This is a genomic window from Thioclava indica, from assembly GCF_000714545.1.
Taxonomy (GTDB): Bacteria; Pseudomonadota; Alphaproteobacteria; order Rhodobacterales; family Rhodobacteraceae; genus Thioclava; species Thioclava indica.
This window is the reverse complement of sequence record NZ_AUNB01000009.1, coordinates 59,002-78,009: the sequence shown is the minus strand read 5'-3', so window position 1 is coordinate 78,009 and position 19,008 is coordinate 59,002. Positions and strand designations below refer to the sequence as shown.

15 protein-coding genes, 5 tRNA genes and 1 pseudogene are annotated in these 19,008 nt (G+C 55.8%); 13 read left to right on the top strand and 8 right to left on the bottom strand.

The features are described from left to right. Positions 1-161: 161 nt before the first annotated feature. Positions 162-338 (top strand): annotated as a pseudogene (locus DT23_RS19315) (DDE-type integrase/transposase/recombinase); the annotation flags it as partial. Positions 339-620: 282 nt separating this feature from the next. Here the strand turns inward: DT23_RS19315 and DT23_RS03195 are convergent. After that, positions 621-848: a putative hemolysin gene (locus DT23_RS03195; protein WP_038128181.1), complete on the bottom strand. Its 228-nt coding sequence runs from the start codon at positions 846-848 to the stop codon at positions 621-623. A gap of 39 nt (positions 849-887) precedes the next feature. Between DT23_RS03195 and DT23_RS19925 the strand changes: the two genes are divergently transcribed. After that, positions 888-1,136 (top strand): PEP-utilizing enzyme, encoded by a 249-nt coding sequence (locus tag DT23_RS19925; protein ID WP_240473532.1) that lies wholly within the window; start codon positions 888-890, stop codon positions 1,134-1,136. A 658-nt stretch (positions 1,137-1,794) separates the two neighbouring features. Here DT23_RS19925 and DT23_RS03185 read toward each other — a convergent pair. From DT23_RS03185 to DT23_RS03175, 3 genes are all read right to left on the bottom strand, one after another. Then, the gene (locus tag DT23_RS03185) at positions 1,795-2,406 is read right to left on the bottom strand and encodes a site-specific integrase (RefSeq protein WP_038128177.1); all 612 of its coding nucleotides are present in this window, start codon (positions 2,404-2,406) and stop codon (positions 1,795-1,797) included. Positions 2,407-2,434: 28 nt separating this feature from the next. Beyond that, entirely contained in the window at positions 2,435-2,641 is a 207-nt protein-coding gene (locus DT23_RS03180; RefSeq protein ID WP_156023836.1) for a hypothetical protein, read from the bottom strand. A 99-nt stretch (positions 2,642-2,740) separates the two neighbouring features. Continuing rightward, positions 2,741-3,517 (bottom strand): hypothetical protein, encoded by a 777-nt coding sequence (locus tag DT23_RS03175; protein ID WP_156023835.1) that lies wholly within the window; start codon positions 3,515-3,517, stop codon positions 2,741-2,743. A gap of 646 nt (positions 3,518-4,163) precedes the next feature. Between DT23_RS03175 and DT23_RS03170 the strand changes: the two genes are divergently transcribed. From DT23_RS03170 to DT23_RS18370, 3 genes are all read left to right on the top strand, one after another. Further along, positions 4,164-5,438 (top strand): hypothetical protein, encoded by a 1,275-nt coding sequence (locus tag DT23_RS03170; RefSeq protein ID WP_038128168.1) that lies wholly within the window; start codon positions 4,164-4,166, stop codon positions 5,436-5,438. Continuing rightward, the gene (locus DT23_RS03165; protein WP_038128165.1) at positions 5,438-6,541 is read left to right on the top strand and encodes a hypothetical protein; all 1,104 of its coding nucleotides are present in this window, start codon (positions 5,438-5,440) and stop codon (positions 6,539-6,541) included. Before DT23_RS03170 ends, DT23_RS03165 begins: the two co-directional genes overlap by 1 nt. Before the next feature lie 837 nt (positions 6,542-7,378). Continuing rightward, positions 7,379-9,064: a plasmid recombination protein gene (locus DT23_RS18370; RefSeq protein ID WP_051697013.1), complete on the top strand. Its 1,686-nt coding sequence runs from the start codon at positions 7,379-7,381 to the stop codon at positions 9,062-9,064. Here the strand turns inward: DT23_RS18370 and DT23_RS03155 are convergent, their stop codons facing one another. From DT23_RS03155 to DT23_RS03145, 3 genes are all read right to left on the bottom strand, one after another. Further along, positions 9,065-10,651 (bottom strand): site-specific integrase, encoded by a 1,587-nt coding sequence (locus DT23_RS03155; protein WP_038128163.1) that lies wholly within the window; start codon positions 10,649-10,651, stop codon positions 9,065-9,067. It lies immediately after the preceding gene. A gap of 301 nt (positions 10,652-10,952) precedes the next feature. Continuing rightward, positions 10,953-11,027, bottom strand: a tRNA-Asn gene (locus tag DT23_RS03150). 69 nt (positions 11,028-11,096) lie between these two features. Continuing rightward, on the bottom strand, positions 11,097-11,966 hold the full coding sequence (locus tag DT23_RS03145; RefSeq protein WP_038128161.1) for an MBL fold metallo-hydrolase: 870 nt from the start codon (positions 11,964-11,966) through the stop codon (positions 11,097-11,099). A gap of 36 nt (positions 11,967-12,002) precedes the next feature. On the opposite strand from DT23_RS03145, the gene DT23_RS03140 reads away from it, so the two are divergent. The 5 genes from DT23_RS03140 (at position 12,003) to DT23_RS03120 (ending at position 16,774) form a co-directional block, all read left to right on the top strand. Continuing rightward, on the top strand, positions 12,003-13,337 hold the full coding sequence (locus DT23_RS03140; protein WP_038128158.1) for an ATP-binding protein: 1,335 nt from the start codon (positions 12,003-12,005) through the stop codon (positions 13,335-13,337). A gap of 204 nt (positions 13,338-13,541) precedes the next feature. Then, the gene (lon, locus tag DT23_RS03135) at positions 13,542-15,962 is read left to right on the top strand and encodes an endopeptidase La (RefSeq protein ID WP_038128157.1); all 2,421 of its coding nucleotides are present in this window, start codon (positions 13,542-13,544) and stop codon (positions 15,960-15,962) included. 93 nt (positions 15,963-16,055) lie between these two features. Beyond that, entirely contained in the window at positions 16,056-16,487 is a 432-nt protein-coding gene (locus DT23_RS18840) for an HU family DNA-binding protein (RefSeq protein WP_051697012.1), read from the top strand. A gap of 20 nt (positions 16,488-16,507) precedes the next feature. After that, positions 16,508-16,582, top strand: a tRNA-Val gene (locus DT23_RS03125). A gap of 116 nt (positions 16,583-16,698) precedes the next feature. Further along, positions 16,699-16,774, top strand: a tRNA-Val gene (locus tag DT23_RS03120). A gap of 379 nt (positions 16,775-17,153) precedes the next feature. Here the strand turns inward: DT23_RS03120 and DT23_RS20130 are convergent. Next, positions 17,154-17,912 carry a CatB-related O-acetyltransferase gene (locus DT23_RS20130; RefSeq protein ID WP_051697011.1) on the bottom strand — a complete coding sequence of 253 codons (759 nt, stop codon included), beginning with the start codon at positions 17,910-17,912 and terminating at the stop codon, positions 17,154-17,156. 585 nt (positions 17,913-18,497) lie between these two features. Between DT23_RS20130 and DT23_RS03110 the strand changes: the two genes are divergently transcribed. The 3 genes from DT23_RS03110 to DT23_RS03100 all read left to right on the top strand — a co-directional run bounded on the left by DT23_RS03110 (position 18,498) and on the right by DT23_RS03100 (position 18,936). Continuing rightward, positions 18,498-18,574 (top strand) — tRNA-Asp (locus DT23_RS03110). A gap of 30 nt (positions 18,575-18,604) precedes the next feature. Then, a tRNA-Asp gene (locus tag DT23_RS03105) sits at positions 18,605-18,681 on the top strand. A gap of 24 nt (positions 18,682-18,705) precedes the next feature. Next, positions 18,706-18,936 carry a hypothetical protein gene (locus DT23_RS03100; protein WP_038128154.1) on the top strand — a complete coding sequence of 77 codons (231 nt, stop codon included), beginning with the start codon at positions 18,706-18,708 and terminating at the stop codon, positions 18,934-18,936. The last annotated feature ends 72 nt before the right edge of the window (positions 18,937-19,008 follow it).

Below are 19,008 nucleotides of genomic sequence, written 5' to 3'. Positions count from 1 at the left end.
TCGCGTAAATTCGGACCATTGTTTAAGGTGGATCGCATAACGAACGAGACGATCCATAATCAGCAAAAGAAAGAACTATTCACCTGACTTCAAGGCCAAGGTTGCACTAGAGGCGATCCGCGACGAAATGACGTTGCAGAGCTGTCGAAGATTGGTTCAGCCGAAAGGTTCTGGCTGGGCGGCTCTCGAACAGCATGGAAGCGGAGTTTTGCGTTGAAGTCCTTCAAGACGCCATCGCCAGATATGGCAAACCTGAGATAATGAATAGTGATCAGGGCAGTCAGGTCGCTGGCTTTGAATGGACCAAAGCGTTGTCTAGGGATGATGTGAAACTCTGATCCACCTTAAATGAGCTGCAAGATGGTCAAAAAAGCAGGGCCACCTCTAATCTAAGCTAACCAATCAATGGTGAAACCAAGGCCTTCTTTGATGAGGCAGATGAAATTGTCGGCCTTATGACTGTGGTTTATCTGAAGTGGTGATCATCCGCATACTGGCAAGCGTAGGCAGCAACCATACATGTTGGCCTTGTTGCACAAGCAGGTTAGCAGCGGGCCGCCCTTTGTTCCAGGGGCGGCCAGATGGATGCCTCAACATTTGGATAGGCAATTGCAGCGGCGTTATACCTCTTTCGCGCTGAAGAGTTCCCATTCCTCAACGACACGCCCATCAGGAAGGTGACAATAGCCGGTCTGTCCGTCAGGCTCCTCACGAATTTCGAGACGCCCGCCAACGCTGCCACAGTATTCCGAAGCCGGGTTGGCCATTCCGATAATTGGCGGAGTGGCGCTGTCATCGTCACAAGCGGCCAAGGCGATCCCCATTATTAAGATTGAGATGTATTTCATTGATGATCCGATATGGTGTGCGGCATAGGGATGAGGATAATGGGTTGTGAAAGAAGATCAAGCTGTGGTGCAACTCTTTGCGGTTTGGCTTGTCACGGCCAATACGGCCCCCGTCTGGATCCCGATTATGAAACGGGCGTCGTGATGGATCACGCAGGCCGCACGAGCCACGCCGCGATTGTCAGCCGCGAACTGGGGTTTCCGGCGATCGTGGGCTGCGGGATCGCCACCGATGTTCTACACGACCAACAAGAGGTGACGGTTGATTGCGCGCAAGGTGATCAATGATGTGTCTACGAAGGGCCGGCCAAAGTGCAGGTCAAAGACCTTGACCTGATCACTCTGCCCGAGACCCAGACAAAGGTGATGCTGAACCTCGTGAACCCGGACGTCTACGTCAGATAATTCAGGGCAAATGGCACTAAGGAGGGCGCTATGGTTGCAATGAGCCGCTTCTAGAATGAAGTGAATCGGACCTACCAGCTGCTCGGCGACAAACGCACGTTCAATGCGCATATATGGGATTTACATGTGCCCCCCGTTCTCCGACCTCTCGGTTCTGGAGACGTCCGGTTCTTGCAAATTACGCATGCTTAGGGCCGTTCGAAGCGATAAACACGAAGGTTCCAGACTCTGCAAAGGTCACTATCTGCGCATTGCTGCCCTTGGTGCATGGCGCGGCAAAAGCTACGGCCAGGCAGGGAGGTGAATGTCGGCTTTTCACTATGGGAATCAATGATCGCGCACATGCAGCGAATGACTGCTCTACGCCCTTAATATCGATCGACACGATAGGCCCAAACCGATCAGCCGCTGCTATTTCATGATACTGCAACCCCTCAATCATTCGTCCCGAAGTAAGCTGGTCATGACGCGCCGCCCGGCCAGGATCGTCTCTGCTCATGTCATCCACGCCCCTTCGGCCGCAAGGGCACCCCTTTTGTGCTCAAAACAGCCGTGGCAGCCGATCCACGACCTTCTTCATGTCCGGCATTGGGGTCGCCTTATCATAGACCTCGTCATGGGCATCCAAGCCGACATGCCCCACGAGATCGCGGCGCTCCTTTGCCGAGATGTCCTTCTCGCTCTTGAGCTTAGTGATGACGAAGTGCCTGAACGAGTGAAAGCACAACTTGGCAGGGTTGCCGTCCAGCTGGATCTTAAGCGCCTTCGACCAGTTGTAGAAAATGCGGTCGCCGAAGGAGTTGCTGTCATTTGCCGGAACCAGTTCGGGAAAGATCGCGCGTTCCTTGCGCTTGCGCATCCGAGCAACGTGATCGAGCAGGCCGAGTTCGACCAAGTGATCGTGAATCGGCACGGTTCGCTCCGACGAGAAGGTCTTGACCGAGCGAAAGGCGTTGTCGCGCAGTTGGTAGCAGGCGACGCCGTCGATGATTTCGAAATCCTCTGGTATGAGTGCCGCGACTTCTTCGCGTCTGGCACCGGAATAGGCCGCCATGAGCGGGATCCAATAGAGTCCGTCTTTCAGGATCAGCTTACCGGCTTGGTGGCGCCGTTTCGAATTGTTGCAGCCGGTCCAGATCGGATGCGCGAACACCCGCGTCAGCTCGGAGGGTGCAAAGGCGTCACGTTTGTCGCGCGCGCTTGGTCTCGGGCACGCGGAGCAGGTCCAGCTGGATATCGGGCGCGATCGCAAGCTGTTCCGAGCGCGCATAGCGCAGCATCAGGGAAAACCGGTCGAGATGTCCATTGATCGTGATCGGCGACAGGCCGATCTTCCCAAGCGGAAGCTGCGCCGCGCGGGCAAGCACTATTGATCGTCCGCTCGGCATCTTTCGCGCTCTTACCATAGGATTTCGGCAAACGCTGCAGGATGGATTTGTAGTATTTCAGGTGGCGCTGGTCAATCTCGGTGATCCTCTCGATGCGGGTCACGGCGCGGGCAGGGGCGGGGAGTCGGCCGGGGGCCGATTTCCTTGATCATGCGGGGAAGGGGCGCCAAATGGCGCGGGCAGGCGCGGCCCCTCGGCAAGGTGTTTCGCAAACCGGACGGCCCAGTCCCGATGCGGATCGAGCATGGTCTCGGCGGCCTGCCAGGCGGCGGCCTTACCCGCAAGCAAGAGCTGTCGCAGCTGCAGGATGGTCTCGGCCGATGGAGCGTGGCCGGTCGCAATAGCGCCGGGGATGGCATCGCGGGCCTGTGCGATCATTTTGCGAACGCCGCTGTCGGAGCCGAGATCCCGGCTGAGCAGATCAAGCATTGTTGCAAGCCCGGCAAGCTCGCCCGAACTTGCACCCTCAGCCTTGAAGCTCTCCGCCTCACGGCCAGAGACCGTGCGACTCAAGCCCCGACGCGCCATCAGGTGCCAAGCATGTGCGGTGCCCCAGTCGAGACAACGATCCTCTTCGCTTGCGCCAACCGGATCAAGTTGGGCGATCCGGCGCTGCCGCTCGATCCGCACCAATTTGGTGCGAACCACGCTTTCCAACCAGGTCTTCGCTTGGTCGGGGGGCAGTTCCCCAAGTTTGATGGCATCGAATATTCTGTTGCTCTCATAGGTCAGCCTACTGGCAATCATACGCGCAATAGAGCAGTCTGTGGTCCGTAAAGAGAGCTGTAAGTGGCCGATTTTTGTGGAAAACCCCGGCCAGCGACGGCGCCAGGTCCAGATGCCTCCGCGCCGGAGGAAATATTGAGAAGTCGCCATGAAGTCAGGCTCCGTGTTCGGAGACGACCAAGATATGAGGTAGAGTCTTGTGCTACAGTGCTGTGCTACACTGTGAGCGCCAAAAACACCGTTTCTCTACCTTTTCAAAGGCTTGCGGGATAATTTGGCTCCGGCGGTAGGGATCGGAGCCATCTTCAATGCCTTTGTAAGTCATTGAAAAATATAGATATGACCGCAACGTAGCCGTGGATGATGCCGCAGTATGATGTAGCACTTTATAGCGTATATCCGTTTCTCACGCAACTGAGGCGGGCAAGGTGGGCAGGAAGCGGAAGTTGGCTGCAAGCGCGAACCCACCTGAGATCCACTACGGAAGCGGACATACCGTCAAGCTTGCCTCGCAAGGATAGAGGTGCTCGGCATTGAGGTTGGCTTGCGGGCGTTCACCGCGAACACGAACGAACCCATTTTACAACGCAAAAAATTCAATTCAGGAGGTTTAAGACCGAGGATCTGGTACGATCGGCTCCGCGGCCAGAAAATTGAACTCTTTCATTGGTATTTGGTGCGCCGTAGGCCGCACTATACGGTCAAGCGGACCGAACCGATTTTTAAGCCATGAAGCCGTTTGACACTCAACCCATGCGCCGGTTAGCTATCTGCATTAGCAGTCGAGGGTTGCAGCATGACGAAAGAAGTGGCCGAGTTTGCCTATGACCTACATTCAGGCCTCGGGGCAATAAATATCACTGAGTACGATCAACTCCCCATTCTTGGAATGGCAGCAACTCTCGCTGTCCATATAAAAGGATTGGGGGTCATCGACTATGAGGTATTGCGGAAAGTTTCCGATCACTTCATGAGCATACCGTCATACTCCCTAAGACCAACCTTGGAAATTCTTGAGGAGGTGGAATTCATCCGATTGGTCACCTCGGGACGCACAATTGAGAAAGTTATTCCAAACATACCTCTATTTGACGATGTATATTCTGGCCTGGGAGACTTTTCGAAAAGCGAGCTTTCTCTGAATGAGCATGAACAAGCCACCCTTTCAATTCTGAAGTCTTTGCGCGACGCACCGCAGAACAAGCATTCTTTTCAGGCGAAAAGTGGAATTGACGCTCAAGTCTTCAGTAGATGCCTTGACTTTGGCTCAGCCGCCGGCATGCTATCGGAACAAACAGCGCGCGGAAAAAGTATTCTGATTAGTCCATTCTATTACGCCGATAACCTTGATGGATTAGTGGATACGGTTGCTGCTGTTGGAGCACCGGCTTTAACTTCGGTCCTCGACAAAGTGAAAGCGAACCAAGGCTGGCCTCTTTCCTTAGCTCTTGGCACTGGAGGAATTGGGGGTTCTCCTCTTTCTCAGACCGAGTCACAACTTCTGACCAAACTCACGAGCGAGGGTATGATTAAGCCGCCGACGATCTCCTTTGGGGGCAGGCGAGAATCATTTGTATTCACCCCAAAGCCAGGCGCTGCTCGGCTAAACGCAGCCAATAGAGAAATCTACGAGCGAGCCATGGCATTGGTTTCGGCAGTCCGAAAAGGACAGCTTCTCGCGGATGCTTATAAAATTAAATATCCGCTCGCTATACTCAGATCGCTGCGAGACAAGGGGTTTCTTAGGTCTAATTCGGAAGCATCATCACAATATCAAAATCTGGTAGCTATGCGAGTGGCTTTCTTGCATGAAGTATCCAGTGGTATGTGGCAGCTTCGACTAAACCGAACGCCGGAAAATGAAGCAGCTCTAAACCTTGCAATAGACGTCCTTCGAAGCGGGGAGGTGTCAAATATGGAAATCAATCAAGATGCAAGAATTGCCCTTTCGAAAGATGAGACCTACATTCAATCTATAGTAGCTTCGGCAGATTTGAAGCGGCGTCAAAAAGATATAACAGACCCCCAAGCTATTGAAGAGTATACTCAACTGATGCTGAAGTTCGACTGATGGGAAAGTATGACAAGGACAGGCACCAAAAGCAGCTGGCGCTTAGGTATTGCCTCGCGCAGGGGTATTTTCCGTGTTTAGAGGTTGTGGTGAATACAGCGTCAGACCTCACGAACAAACCTGAAGTTCTCACAGATATTGACGTATTGGGAATTGAAAATGTCTCAGATGGAAGTTTAAGAAGAATAATATTTGACTGCAAAAGTAGCAGCAGGCTTAGCGCAATCGCTCGGGCATTTTGGGCGTCTGGATTAATGAAGTACACTGGAGTCGATGCGGCGTTCGTTATCACCGGAAAGCCAGCAGTTTTCAACCATAGAATATCTGCATTAAAAGTGGATGTTGATCTTCACGATGAAAAATCCTTCGTAGATCTCGGCCAAACCGTTGCGCAAGATTTCAACACGGACACCTGCTACCAATCCTCACTTGATCGCTGGGATCAGGTTTACGATGCGTTTGATAAAAACGCTTGGTCAAAAACGCTGTTTAGCCTTTGTCGAGATGTAGTACCCCTTTCACACAGCCCTGAACAATCTTTCCGCAAAATTTTGAGCGAGGTAAGAAAGAATAAGGGGTATTTCGATCCTGGAAAGCCCGCCCATAGAGCGATTGCGTTCGACGCTCTCTCTTACATGTTTGTACTTTGGTCTCGCATGGGACGGGATTTCAGAAGAATCTACAGTCCAAGCATGCGGCGCGAAAACTTCGAAGACGCGCTGCGGCTATACGTCTGGGGAGGGCATGAGTCATACGTTATCAGACAAGCTATTCTTGAGAGCTCGCAGCGTGCAGGGATGTCTGGAGAAACATCTGTGGATCTTCAGGAGTTTCCTGGGTGGAGCCGCTTCGTGAATTTCGCGGGCCTAATAATCTCCTCGCCGAACGATATATTCGAGTGTTCGCACATGTGTAGGGAGCTATCAATTCGTCAACTTGTTGCGCACAACTCGGATTTTGATAAGCCTCTCAAGGCTCGCTTAAAGCGTAACGATCGGCTGGCGCAGTTTACAACATCCGCAATATCCTATTTTGTTGAGGCATGCAGGCTTCCTAAAGATCTTGAAAAAGATATGCACAAGGATGTCTTGAGCTTTAGCTGAAGCCACGTTGCCCTCTCATAAGCATCCTTGGGTGTATCTCCTTTAGCCTTTGCTGGCTCGATCTGAAAACTTTTCGAATCAAACATGCGCCAGATCTTCAATTGACTGTCAAATAAATATTAATGTCGGCCACTTTCGTGGGCTGAATGGAATTTCGATCTGGATGGGCTGGCATAAGTTTTGACACTTACCCTTGGGGTCGCCCATAAAGTGATCGGTGGCTTATTTTGAATGTGCCCATCGAGCGGAAGCTGGCCTGCCGTTCGTTCTGTGAACATTTGGTTAGGATGCAGGGCCGCATCCACCTTGAAAGGTACGCCATCCTTAACAACGCGCTGGAAATGACAAGTTTGGGTTCGCGTTCCATCTAAATACCTCTTGGATCTTCCGCTGACGGTAGAAGCACTGATGACGGAAGCCGATGTCCGCAAAGCGGGATGCTGTTGCAACATCTGGTGCAATCGATCGATGGCGGCTGAGGGCCGTTCGTGACGTGATAAGCGACGGCTCAATGCGAATAGCATGAACCCGTCGTCATCGCGTTGTAAGAAAAACAATTTCGCATAACGCCACGGGTCCAGCAGGCTGCTGGTCGCAGGAGGATCAGGAAGGGCTTGGCCCGGACGGATCTGACGAGAAGGGGTCTCGGGGGTATCCCCTGAGCGAACGTCATGTTGTGGGGAGGGCTTGCCCGGATCGCAACATGTCTAGTGATTAGCGAAGAGGCGATTTTCACGGGTTCGTGATGCGCAATCCACAGAAAACCTCGGCGACCTGTGCCGGGATTTTCGGGGGCGTCGGGTATCCTTGGGGAAAGCAGGTATCCCGAGGTCGACTATGTCCGTGCATTCCAAATTTGACAATCCCCAACCCGTCAACGCTCCAAAGCCGCCGATTGTTCTGCGGTTCCAAGGGCTGCATCCGGATAACCTTGGCCGCTTTGATATGCATGATCATCGCAACGGTGGCGACCTGTCCCATGTTGATCTGGATGCGTCGGGTCTGAATGAGGTTCTGCATTGCGAGCCGAGATGGCAGGAAGCTATCAAAGCAGAGGTCGCCGGGGCAAAACGCGACAACTTCCGTGAGCGTATGGAGGCTTTGCGCAAGAAGGGCCGTAAAGCTGAACGCACAGCTCTTATCGCCCAAGGGGAAAGCGACCCTTGGCGGCGGTGTTCTGGCGGTCCCTTGCGAGAGGGCATCCTTACGGTCAACAAGGAATGGTTTGGAGGGACTGGCCAAGCCGAATGGGACGCGGAAAAGGTCGCGGCATTCAAGAAAACGGCGATGGACTTTCTGCTGAAACACTTCCCCGATGATCAGTTGCGCTATGCTAATGCGCACCATGACGAGGAGGCTTTTCACATCCATTTCGTTACAGCGGTTTGGACAGAGAAAGTCACTGCCAATCGCGGGCGGCAGAAGGTGTTGCAGGCCTCGGTGAACCCGCTTTTGAAAAACTATGAGCATGCGCAGGATTTGGCTGGAAAGGCATTTGCGGCGCTTGGTATCGCACGCGGGGAGCGTAGGGCTGAGGCGCGGCGGGTTGCAAAAGAGGCTGGCGAGGATATCCCGAAAAAGCGCCGACATATCCCGCCTTCGGAATGGCGGGCGGATCAGCAGGCAGCGGGCTATGAGGTGGCCAATGAGATTGTTGATGCAGCGCATGTTGAAGCCAAAGAGATGATCGAAGATGGACGGACCACGGGCAAGGCCACGATCCGGAAATCGCGCAAGCGCGCGGTAAAGGAGGCACGTCGTAGGAATGCGGCAGCGACACGCGAAATAGCGGCGGCAGAGCGCCACCGCAAAAAAGAGGAACGGGCAGCGATTGCTGCCTGCAAGGAGACGGCTGATGCCGAGACTGCGCTCGTCACCATAGAAGAAGAGTCAGCAAAAAGTGTTGAGGCAGCGCAGGTGGCGAAGGAAAAGCTCCAGAAGGTGAAGGCAGAGACGGGTGTTGAGGCCGGAAAATTACAGGCGGTGAAGGCGGAGACAGAAAAGGCACAGAAGCAGCGATATTCTGTGCAGGCAGAGGTCGAAGGCCTTTCTGCGAAAAGAGATCATGTAAAGGATGAGGTGGCGGCGGTAAAGGTTGAGCTGGCGGAAGTCGAGGCCAACGTTGTGACCGCAGAGGCGAAGCTTTCAAAGGCGGTGTCTTTGATAAAGAGGCTGGTTGAAGGTATCGATTTGCTTGGCGGTGCCGTTTTGCGCTGGATATCAGCACCCGAAGCAAGCGATGGAAAGTTCGGTTGGGGACCGAATGCGCCAAAACCCAAAGAAGAGCGTAGGCGGATTGTGGAGCGCATGCGACCCGTAATGCCGAAGTTAGACCCGCTGGCTCAATCGATCAGCCGCACAATTGACTGTATTTTGGCGGAGGAACGCGAAGAGATCGCAGCAGATGCCGCCTATGTTCTCGAACAGCGTGAGAACATGGAGGCAGATCAGCGGGCGGAGTTGACCCGCATCCTGGACGCAAATACGCTCACCGACCCGACGTCTGACGGGCCGGCGAGATGATCAGATCACAGTCGGCAGGCGTTCAATGGCCGCTTGCAAAACAGCGGGCGGCGCGGGCTTGCTGTATGTGCGCTCATGGGTGTCTTTGCCCTCATGGCCGACGATGTCGCGCAGCACCTTGTCCGTGACTTCAGGCACATGCTCCAACGTGCCTTGAACGTAGTGACGCAGGCTGTGAAACGACAGGCCTGCACCCTCTGCGCCAAAGGTCTTGTCGACGATTTGGCGCATCCGGCGGCCCAGTTTGCGGCCGTGTTTGCCTGTTGCAGGTTCACGCAGGTCAGGGAACAGGTCGGCTTGTCCTTTGGCGCGGGCGGCTTCCACGAAATCAAGAAACCCCAGCTCGATCAAACGGCTGTGGATCGGCACGATCCGTTTTGACGAGATGTTTTTGATCCGCCGCAACTCGGAATCCTCAATGCTGAGGCAAGGGATGCCATCGCGCTCGACAATATCGGCAGGGGCCAAGCCTGCGACCTCTTCGCGGCGTGCGCCTGTGAGAGCACCCAGCAAAGGTGTCCAGTAGGTGCCGTTGCGGTAAATGTCCGTGCCCGGATCGGATTGGTGATACTCAGACTTTGATCCGGACCAAACCGGAGATTTGAACAGGCGGCGCAGCTCTGCCTCGGTGAACGCTTGTTTCTTATCGCAGTCACGCACAGTGTCCTTGCGGCGCAGTTTGCCGGGTTTCAGCTTGGGATTGACTGCAATGCCCTCATCCGAGGCCCACTCAACGATCTGGCCCATATGCTCAAGGTGGCGGTTGATCGTGCCGATGGACAAACCAACCTTCTCGGGCGGTAGTTTAGCGGCGCGGGCCATGATTTCTTCACGGGATGCATTGCGGTCAGCAGGGCTTTTCCCCCAGCTTTTCGGCAGCTTGTAAAGCGCTGCGCGAAACCCCGTGGCATCCGTTTGGCGGATCTGGCGCACGTCGCCGATGCCTGTCAGCGTGGTAAACAGGCCCACAAAGCTCTCATACTGCCGTAGGGTCTTTTCCTCGACGCCTTCGCTGCGCTTCATCTCGTTCATGCGCGACACAACCGCCTGGATGTCGGGATCGAGGGTGCCCGCGTCCACCTCAGGACACGGCAGCGGGGGAACGGCTGGCGGCCCTAGCTCTGGTGCAAGCAATTGAGAGGCACCGTCCCAAAGGTCATCTGCCGCCGTGTCGATATCAGCCAACGCATCTTCGTGCCGGTTCCAGGCTGCGGATTTTCCTGCGATCAGCAAGGAGATCAGCTTTGCACGGTCAAAGGCCGAAAGCCGTGGATGACCCGTTAACGCCTTGAAATCGCGTTGAATGATGTTCTGGCGGGCTTCGCTGGTGAGGTCATCGCGGATGATGCCCAAATTCAAGGATACCAAGGGATGATCCGACGCCGCGCCGTGCAGGCCCTCCGCATTCACCTGCGCCCAAGCGTCTGCAGTTGCCTGATCGTGGCGCTGTTCATCGGCGGGATCGCGGGAATCAAAACGGTGCAGCAGTTTGAGCTTCTCGATCTTCGCCCGCTCTTTGGTGATGACACTGGCAAGCCAGCGCCGCGCCATATCCGGCGTGATCTGTTGGTTGGTGAGTTGTTCCATGACGATATCGCTTTCCGCACTGATCCTGCGGGATAAGATATGTGCGCAACGCAGGTCTGTCGTCCCCAGCGAGAGCTTGATATCGACGATTCCTGTGGATTGTCGGCGCAAACGACGCCGCCATTGATACACGTTGCCGCGTTTTGAGAGGTGGGGTTGGTTCAACATTCGTTTCAGATCCGATTGGGACGGATACGAAACGGTCATGCCATCTGGCTGCAGGGGGATGTAACACCCTGATGCCACACCTACGAAGCCACGCCGTGACTTTGGTAGGTATTTCAACAACTTGCGTTGAAAATGGCTCCGGCGGTAGGGATCGAACCTACGACCAATTGATTAACAGTCAACTGCTCTACCGCTGAGCTACGCCGGAACACGTGGGGTGTATATGAATCTGCAAACGGGTTGTCCAGAGGGTTTCTTACAAAAAGCGGGCTAAATTTCAGCGAAGTGAAAATTCAGAGGTCGGGGCGAGGGGGAACGTTGGCTGAATTTTGTTTTGTTGCGTAAGTTCAATGAGATGGGCGAAGACGTTGCGTTGGGCGGCGCCGTGTAAAGTGGGGGGGAGATCGCGGTAGATGTGCGCCCTCAGCGCTTCGGGTGTTGCGGGGGCAGCGTGCAGCGCAGCGAGGATCTGGGCGCTGCGGGTTTCTCGGTGGGCGCGTTGCTCGGCGATCAGGGCGCGCGGATCATGCACTGGCGCGCCGTGGCCGGGATACAGGATGCGCGGGGCGAGGGACTCGATGCGGGCGAGGGACTGGTAATAGTCATGCAGATCACCGTCGGGGGGCGAAATGAGCGTGGACGACCAGCCCATTATCACGTCGCCGCTGAGCACCGTATCTTCAAACGCAAAGCTAAGATGATTGCAGAAATGGCCTGGCGTATGCAGCGCGGTGAGTGCCCAATCGCCATGGGTCAGCACCTCGCCATCCCCCAGCAGGTGATCGGGTACAAAGCCGTGATCAACGCCCTCGCCACTGCCCGCAATGCCGCGCGCGGCCAGTTCGGTCATGATCGCCGAGCGTCCGGCATCCGGGGGACCAAAGGCGTAAACCGGGGCGCCGGTTGCCTCTGACAATGCGCGCGCACCCGGCGAGTGATCCAGATGCGCATGGGTGACAAGAATATGGCTGATGCGTTCGCGCCCGAGCCCCTCCACAATCGCGCGCAGATGAGCGGGATCATCGGGGCCGGGGTCGATCACCGCCACATCGCCCGTGCCAATCACATAGCTGCAGGTGCCCTGAAAGGTCATCGGCGAGGGGTTAGGCGCCACGATCCGGCGCACACCCTGTTGCAACTGTTCCATCTTTCCCTCGCTGTCTGGCCCGGCTAGGGTTCTGCCATGAATTTTCTCTGGCTAAAACAGTTGATGCCGCGTGGGCTTTATGGGCGGGCCGCGCTGATCCTCGTTTTGCCGGTCGTTACGATCCAGTTGGTGGTGTCGGTGGTGTTTATCCAGCGCCATTTCGAACGCGTCACGCGGCAGATGACGCAATCCATGGTGCATGAGATCGACCTGCTTGATCGCGCGGCGCGCACGGCGCCTGATTTGGCGGCGGCGCGGGCGCGGCTGGCAGATCTCGATTCGGTGCTGGGGTTCACGGTAAGCTATCCGGCCCTGCCTGCGCTGGCCAATGCGCGTGGCGATCAGCGTAGTTTTCTGGATCTCACCGGAATCGTGGTGATCTCGACGCTGCGCGCGACGCTGGAAAACGTGCGTTACATCGATCTCAATAATGCCGATGATCAGGTGACAGTGGTGTTGGAAACGTCACATGGGGCGCTTGCGCTGAGCTTTCCGCGTGATCGTGTGTCGGCGTCCAACCCACATCAATTGTTGGTGCTGATGCTGTTCGTCTCGATTTTGATGACGCTGGTGGCCTATCTGTTCCTGCGCAATCAATTGCGCCCGATCCGGCGCTTGGCGGCTGCGGCCGAGGCCTTTGGCAAGGGGCGCAATATGCCCTATCGCGTCGGCGGGGCAAGCGAGGTGCGCTCGGCGGGATCGGCCTTTTTGGACATGCGCAACCGGATCGAACGCCAGATCGAGCAGCGCACCTTGATGCTGTCGGGGGTGAGCCATGATCTGCGCACGCCGCTGACCCGGTTGCGGCTGGGACTGTCGATGCTGGAGCCCGGCCCCGAGGTCGAGGCGATGGAGCGCGATGTTGATGAGATGAACCGTCTTGTCGATGCGTTTCTTGATTTCGCCCGCGAGGGCGCGACGCAGGGGGAGCCGGAGTTGATGGAAATCTGCCCCTTCGTGCACGGCGTTGTCGCGGATTGCGCGCGCGCGGGTCAGGATGTGACGCTGCGCGCATGCGACGGGCAGGGGGAGGCGACGTTCCGCCCTGATGCGCTGCGGCGCGCGTTGGAAAACCTGATTGGCAATGCTGTGCGCTATGGCAATCGCTGTGAGGTCTCGGTGTCGATTTCGCAAAAAGGCTGGCGCATCGGGATCGAAGATGACGGACCGGGCATTCCGCCCGAGCGGCGCGAAGAGGCGCAACGCCCCTTCACCCGGCTGGACCCCGCACGCAATCAGGATCGCGGACCGGGGGTAGGTTTGGGGCTGTCGATTGCAGTTGATATTTTGCGCAGTCACGGCGGATCGCTCAAGCTGGGGGATAGCGAAAAACTCGGCGGATTGCGTGCGGAGATGATCTTGCCACGCTAAGGGTTGGGTAACCCGGATGTGGTAGGTGACCATCAAAGCTGCGTGCTGCCTCTTGCCCAAAAGCGACGGGACGCGCATTGTGGCGTTTGAGTGACAAGGACGTGTTGAACCGACCCGGCGGACCTCCTAGATATTGGGGTGAACAGGGAAGGGACATGGCCGCCGATGAACGGGGCCAAGCCCTTTTGCCACAGAGGAATACTTATGACCGAAATAAGCCCCGTCACCCATCCGGTATTGCCGCTTAGGGACATCGTGGTGTTTCCGCATATGATCGTGCCGCTTTTCGTGGGGCGCGAGAAATCGGTGCGCGCACTTGAAGAGGTGATGGCAGAGGATCGCCAGATCCTTCTGGCCAGCCAGATCGATCCATCCGAGGATGACCCCGATACCGATGGGATTTACCGCATCGGCGTGCTGGCCAACGTGTTGCAATTGCTCAAACTTCCCGACGGTACCGTCAAGGTTCTGGTCGAGGGCAAGAGCCGCGTGAAGATAACCGATTTCATCGTCAACGAGTCGTATTTTGAGGCCGAGGCCGAGCCGCTGTTCGAACTGCCTGGCGATCAGCCCTCGGTGCGCGCTTTGCTCAATACCGTGGGGGATGAGTTCGCGCGCTACGCCAAGATCAAGAAGAACATCCCCGAAGAGGCGCTGGTCGCCGTTGGCGATGCGGGCGATGCCGACAAGCTGGCGGATCTCGTCTCGGGTCATCTGGGTCTTGAGGTCGCGCAAAAGCAGGATTTGCTGGAAACGCTGGATGTCGCGGAGCGGCTGGAAAAAGTTTACGGCCTGATGCAGGGCGAGGTTTCCGTCCTTCAGGTTGAGAAAAAGATCAAATCGCGTGTCAAAACGCAGATGGAGAAAACCCAGCGCGAATACTATTTGAATGAGCAAATGAAGGCCATTCAGAAAGAGTTGGGCGATGGCGAGGAAGGCCAGAACGAGATCGCCGAGCTGGAAGAGCGCATCGCTAAAACGAAGTTCTCTAAAGAGGCCAAAGACAAGGCCGAGGCCGAGCTGAAAAAGCTTAAATCCATGTCGCCGATGTCGGCTGAGGCCACGGTGGTGCGCAACTATCTGGACTGGATGCTCGCGATCCCGTGGGGCACCAAAAGCCGCGTGAAGAAAGATCTGATCGCGGCGGAAAAAGTGCTCGATGCCGATCACTACGGTCTGGAGAAGGTCAAGGAACGCATCGTCGAATATCTCGCCGTGCAGGCGCGTTCGGCCAAGCTGAAGGGGCCGATCATGTGCCTCGTCGGACCTCCGGGTGTGGGCAAAACCTCGCTTGGGCGGTCTGTTGCGCGCGCGACGGGGCGTGAGTTCATCCGCATCAGCCTTGGTGGCGTGCGCGATGAATCCGAGATCCGCGGCCACCGTCGGACCTATATCGGCTCAATGCCGGGTAAGATCATTCAGGCGCTGAAAAAGGCCAAGACCACGAACCCGCTGATCCTGCTTGATGAGATCGACAAGATGGGACAGGATTTCCGTGGCGATCCGGCCTCGGCGATGCTTGAAGTGCTTGATCCGGAACAAAACTCGACGTTTGTCGATCACTATCTTGAGGTCGAATATGACCTGAGCAACGTGATGTTCCTGACCACCGCGAACAGCTACAACATGCCCGGCCCGCTGCTGGACCGGATGGAGATCATCCCGCTGGCAGGCTATACCGAGGACGAGAAAGCCGAGATCGCGCGTCAGCACCTGATCCCGAAACAGATCAAGGCGCATGGGCTGAAAAAGGGTGAGGTTTCCATCACTGACGGCGCGCTGTCCGATGTAATCCGCTATTACACCCGCGAGGCGGGAGTGCGCAGCCTTGAACGCGAGATCGCCAAACTTTCGCGCAAGGCCGTGACCGAATTAATCAAGTCGAAAGGTGCGATCAAATCGATCGAGATCGATGAGGCCAAGGTCGCGCAATATCTGGGCGTGAAGCGCCATCGTTACGGTCTGGCCGAAAAAGAAGATCAAGTTGGCGTCGTGACCGGGCTTGCCTGGACCTCGGTCGGCGGCGATTTGTTGCAGATTGAGGCGCTGCGTCTGCCCGGTAAGGGGCGGATGAAGACCACAGGCAAGCTTGGCGATGTGATGAAGGAATCGATTGAGGCAGCGTCGAGCTATGTGCGCTCGGTCGCCCCGCAAATGGGCATCAAGCCGCCGAAGTTCGAAAAATGGGACATCCACGTGCACGTCCCCGACGGTGCGACGCCCAAAGACGGCCCCTCGGCGGGTCTGGCGATGGTGACCTCGATTGTTTCGGTTCTGACGGGCATTCCGGTGCGCTCTGATATCGCGATGACGGGTGAAGTTAGCCTGCGCGGCAATGCGATGCCCATCGGCGGGTTGAAAGAAAAGCTGCTGGCAGCATTGCGTGGCGGGATCAAGACGGTGTTCATTCCCGAAGAAAACGAAAAAGACCTGGCCGAGATCCCTGATAACGTCAAAGAGGGGCTGGAAATTGTGCCAGTGACCCATGTGACCGAGGTGCTCAAACGCGCTTTGGTGCGCATGCCCGAGCCCGTGGAATGGGATGAAGAGGCCGAGGAAGCTGCCGCTGCTGCCGCCGCCAAAAGTGGGTCGGACGGGGCAGGGGCCGCAACCACGGCACATTGAAATACCCGCCCGCCGCATCCTTCGCGGCGGGCGCTTTGCTTTACGCGCAACACCCCGCTAACCCCTCCCGAAATCAGGGAAAAAGGACCTATCATGGCCAAAGCCGCTAAACCCAAAGCCTCCACGAAATCCACAACCAAAGCCCCCAGCAAGCCGCGCGTCGCCAAATCTGCGCCCGCCTCTGCGGCGACGCTGTCCGTGGCCTCCGATCCCGTTGAGATGCCGCAAACCAAGGTTGTTGTGAACAGAAAGACCTTTGTGGATCGGGTGATGATCTCGGCAGGTGTGAACAAGGGGCAAGCGCGTCAGATGTCGGAAGCGGTTCTGAAGGTTCTGGGCGAGGCTCTCTCGGACGGGGAAGAACTAAGCGTTCCGCCGCTGGGCAAGCTCAAGATCAACCGCCAGTTTGAAAAGAATGGTGATGAAATTCTGGTGGTTAAGCTGCGCCGCCCTTCGGCCATGCTGGCTGATGCAAGCGGGGATGAAAAAACAACTCAGTCCCCTCTTGCAGAGGATGAGGACTGAGGCTAAAAGGCGCGCCACGGGGGCGATTAGCTCAGTGGTAGAGCGCATCGTTCACATCGATGATGTCGGGGGTTCAAATCCCTCATCGCCCACCATTACCCCCTAAGGCGCGCCCCTGATCCGGGCGCGCCTTGGTCGTTTCAGGGCTTTGCGCAGGAAAGCTAAAACCGCTCTTGCTTGCAGGGCGCGACCCGATTAAAGAGCGGGCAGGGGGCGGTTAGCTCAGTTGGTAGAGCGCTTCGTTTACACCGAAGATGTCGGGGGTTCGAGCCCCTCACCGCCCACCAGATACCCCTTTGAAATCATTAAAAGCCCTCGCAAACAAAGGGCTTTGGCCGTTTGATGGTTGCAAAATAGGTCCCATTAGGACGGGCAAGATCTCGCACATCGGCACTGGAAGTGGGAGAGGCTACCTCCGTCTCGTGCTTGCGCTAGGAAGAAGGATGCGGTGCGCGCACCCACTGTCCTTATGAGTCCCTGAACTAAAATTCAGACCTAATGGATGACTTATTAGAGGATTTCTCCAAGGAGCGCTTAAAGGAGTTTCTCAGTAACATTGATATGGGCGCGTGAAATGAACCTATAGGTTGCGACAAGCTACAAGCGGTTTTAAGTTGAGCCAAGCACCTATCGCTCAACGCGTCTCGGTCCAAAATTGAGAGATATTTATACCACAACCAGACTGCCGTTCATGAATTTCATCGTCGTTGGAGTGAACGCCTTTAGTTCGTTTGCAGCCTTTCGTTGGTCCATGCTATCTAGAAATCCACAAACATCGAACATGTCCAAATCCCGAAACCCAGAAGGGCAGTATTGCCACCATTTTAGGTCTATAAGGCGATCTGTAATCTCTTGTGGGAAGCGTGGACGAATTTTCTTTGCTGGGTTCCCTCCAACGATCGTATATGGAGGAACATCCTTCATGATGACGCTCCCACTGGCTACGACAGCACCGTCACCAATTGAAACACCGCTGCGTATTATACAGTAAGCTCCCAACCAAACATCGTTGCCGATCTTCCCGCGTCCATAACTTCTTGTGAATGTCTCGACCGGGCCAGTATAGCGCAGTTCCGGTGGCAAATTCTCTTTGTAATACTCGCCGTAGTGAAAAGGATTTGTCGTCACCGAATGTATTGGATGATGACCGTTGACGATTCTCGTTCCTCTGGCAATGGAGCAGTATCGACCGGTTTTGAACATAAAAAAATTATTTTCTGCATCAACGATATGTGTGAAAGCCCCTGCCGATATTATCCGTTTGTTAGGATGGCGCGTGAATGCCTCAAATGGTGCTCCATCGTCTACCGTAATTTCGGTGCCGGCTTTGATGGGGGACTTCTTTTGCGCCTGATTATACTCTACAAGGTTCTCCGCTAGAATTTCTGCGATTTCTGCGGTGACCTTAATCGTCTGAATTGCCATTTTCCGTTCTCTCGCCCATTTCAATCTTAAGATTGCAGGGGTGGAACAAAATTTTCCCGCAACTTCCTCTGCGACATTTCCGCTTAGTGCTGGATCCCATGAGCGTTAAGGGATGTCCTTTAGTGAGGGCCCCAGTTTCGCGCACCGGAGTGCGGTAGGCAAGCACAGAAAAGAGATCCTTAGCCCGCATTGGATAAGCGTAGTTTGTTCATGGTGCTCGCTGTGATGACCGGCGCATCGCCATGAGCCTAAATGATCCGAAATGTGCGAAATGCGCGACTAAATGCTTACGACGATATAAGCTGAAAGATCACTAACGGATATACTTGCGTTACTGGCGCGCGGCGACAGCGGCTACTGTTGCGACTAGAATCGCGTGACATCCGTTTGCTCAAAGACGCGATCTGGGCGCGCAGCCTGCGTCTTCGTTCGTGAAACGATCGGCCCGCCAGTGGTGCCTGGCGAATGTCTGCAGCAACGCTGCAAAAATAGTCGCAACTTTTTCGCAATGGCCCGCTTGACGAGGCGCGGGGGGGCGCGTAATACCCCCCAACGCTCGGGTGGCGATCCGGGCGGATGGTGTAAGCGGTTGTAGCTCAGTTGGTTAGAGTACCGGCCTGTCACGCCGGGGGTCGCGGGTTCGAGCCCCGTCAACCGCGCCATCATCATCCGGATCGCCCGAGCGTAAATGCGCGGTTGTAGCTCAGTTGGTTAGAGTACCGGCCTGTCACGCCGGGGGTCGCGGGTTCGAGTCCCGTCAACCGCGCCACTTTTCCCCTTAAAGTTGGTTTTCATGGATCAGATCCGCGCATTTTTTGACGATATTCCGCTGGGGCTGGCGGTGATTGCCTCGCTGACATTGGGTCTCGCGCCGTTCGTCCCCGAGCCTCATATCTGGGAAAAGCTCAAGATGCTGGCAGCTGGCACGCTGCGCAAACCGATCGATATTTTTGATCTCGTACTGCATGCCGCACCCTTTATTTTGCTGATCGGCAAGCTGCTGTTTCTGGCCTTTCCAGGCTAAGCGCGCCCCCAAAGATACGTTGAGCTTTCGCGCGCCAATCTCTATATCGCTGGGTTGAACGCACGGAGGAAC

Excerpts from the sequence above, each read along its gene's own strand:
- DT23_RS18840 (WP_051697012.1), top strand. The coding sequence starts at position 16,056 with ATGGCCAAAGCCGCTAAACCCAAAGCCTCCACGAAATCCACAACCAAA.
- DT23_RS19925 (WP_240473532.1), top strand. The coding sequence starts at position 888 with ATGGGTTGTGAAAGAAGATCAAGCTGTGGTGCAACTCTTTGCGGTTTG.
- DT23_RS03195 (WP_038128181.1), bottom strand. The coding sequence starts at position 848 with ATGAAATACATCTCAATCTTAATAATGGGGATCGCCTTGGCCGCTTGT.
- DT23_RS03100 (WP_038128154.1), top strand. The coding sequence starts at position 18,706 with ATGGATCAGATCCGCGCATTTTTTGACGATATTCCGCTGGGGCTGGCG.
- DT23_RS03170 (WP_038128168.1), top strand. The coding sequence starts at position 4,164 with ATGACGAAAGAAGTGGCCGAGTTTGCCTATGACCTACATTCAGGCCTC.
- DT23_RS03180 (WP_156023836.1), bottom strand. The coding sequence starts at position 2,641 with ATGCCGAGCGGACGATCAATAGTGCTTGCCCGCGCGGCGCAGCTTCCG.
- DT23_RS03140 (WP_038128158.1), top strand. The coding sequence starts at position 12,003 with ATGAATTTTCTCTGGCTAAAACAGTTGATGCCGCGTGGGCTTTATGGG.
- DT23_RS20130 (WP_051697011.1), bottom strand. The coding sequence starts at position 17,912 with ATGGCAATTCAGACGATTAAGGTCACCGCAGAAATCGCAGAAATTCTA.
- lon (WP_038128157.1), top strand. The coding sequence starts at position 13,542 with ATGACCGAAATAAGCCCCGTCACCCATCCGGTATTGCCGCTTAGGGAC.
- DT23_RS03145 (WP_038128161.1), bottom strand. The coding sequence starts at position 11,966 with ATGGAACAGTTGCAACAGGGTGTGCGCCGGATCGTGGCGCCTAACCCC.
- DT23_RS03155 (WP_038128163.1), bottom strand. The coding sequence starts at position 10,651 with ATGGAACAACTCACCAACCAACAGATCACGCCGGATATGGCGCGGCGC.
- DT23_RS03175 (WP_156023835.1), bottom strand. The coding sequence starts at position 3,517 with ATGGCGACTTCTCAATATTTCCTCCGGCGCGGAGGCATCTGGACCTGG.
- DT23_RS18370 (WP_051697013.1), top strand. The coding sequence starts at position 7,379 with ATGTCCGTGCATTCCAAATTTGACAATCCCCAACCCGTCAACGCTCCA.
- DT23_RS03165 (WP_038128165.1), top strand. The coding sequence starts at position 5,438 with ATGGGAAAGTATGACAAGGACAGGCACCAAAAGCAGCTGGCGCTTAGG.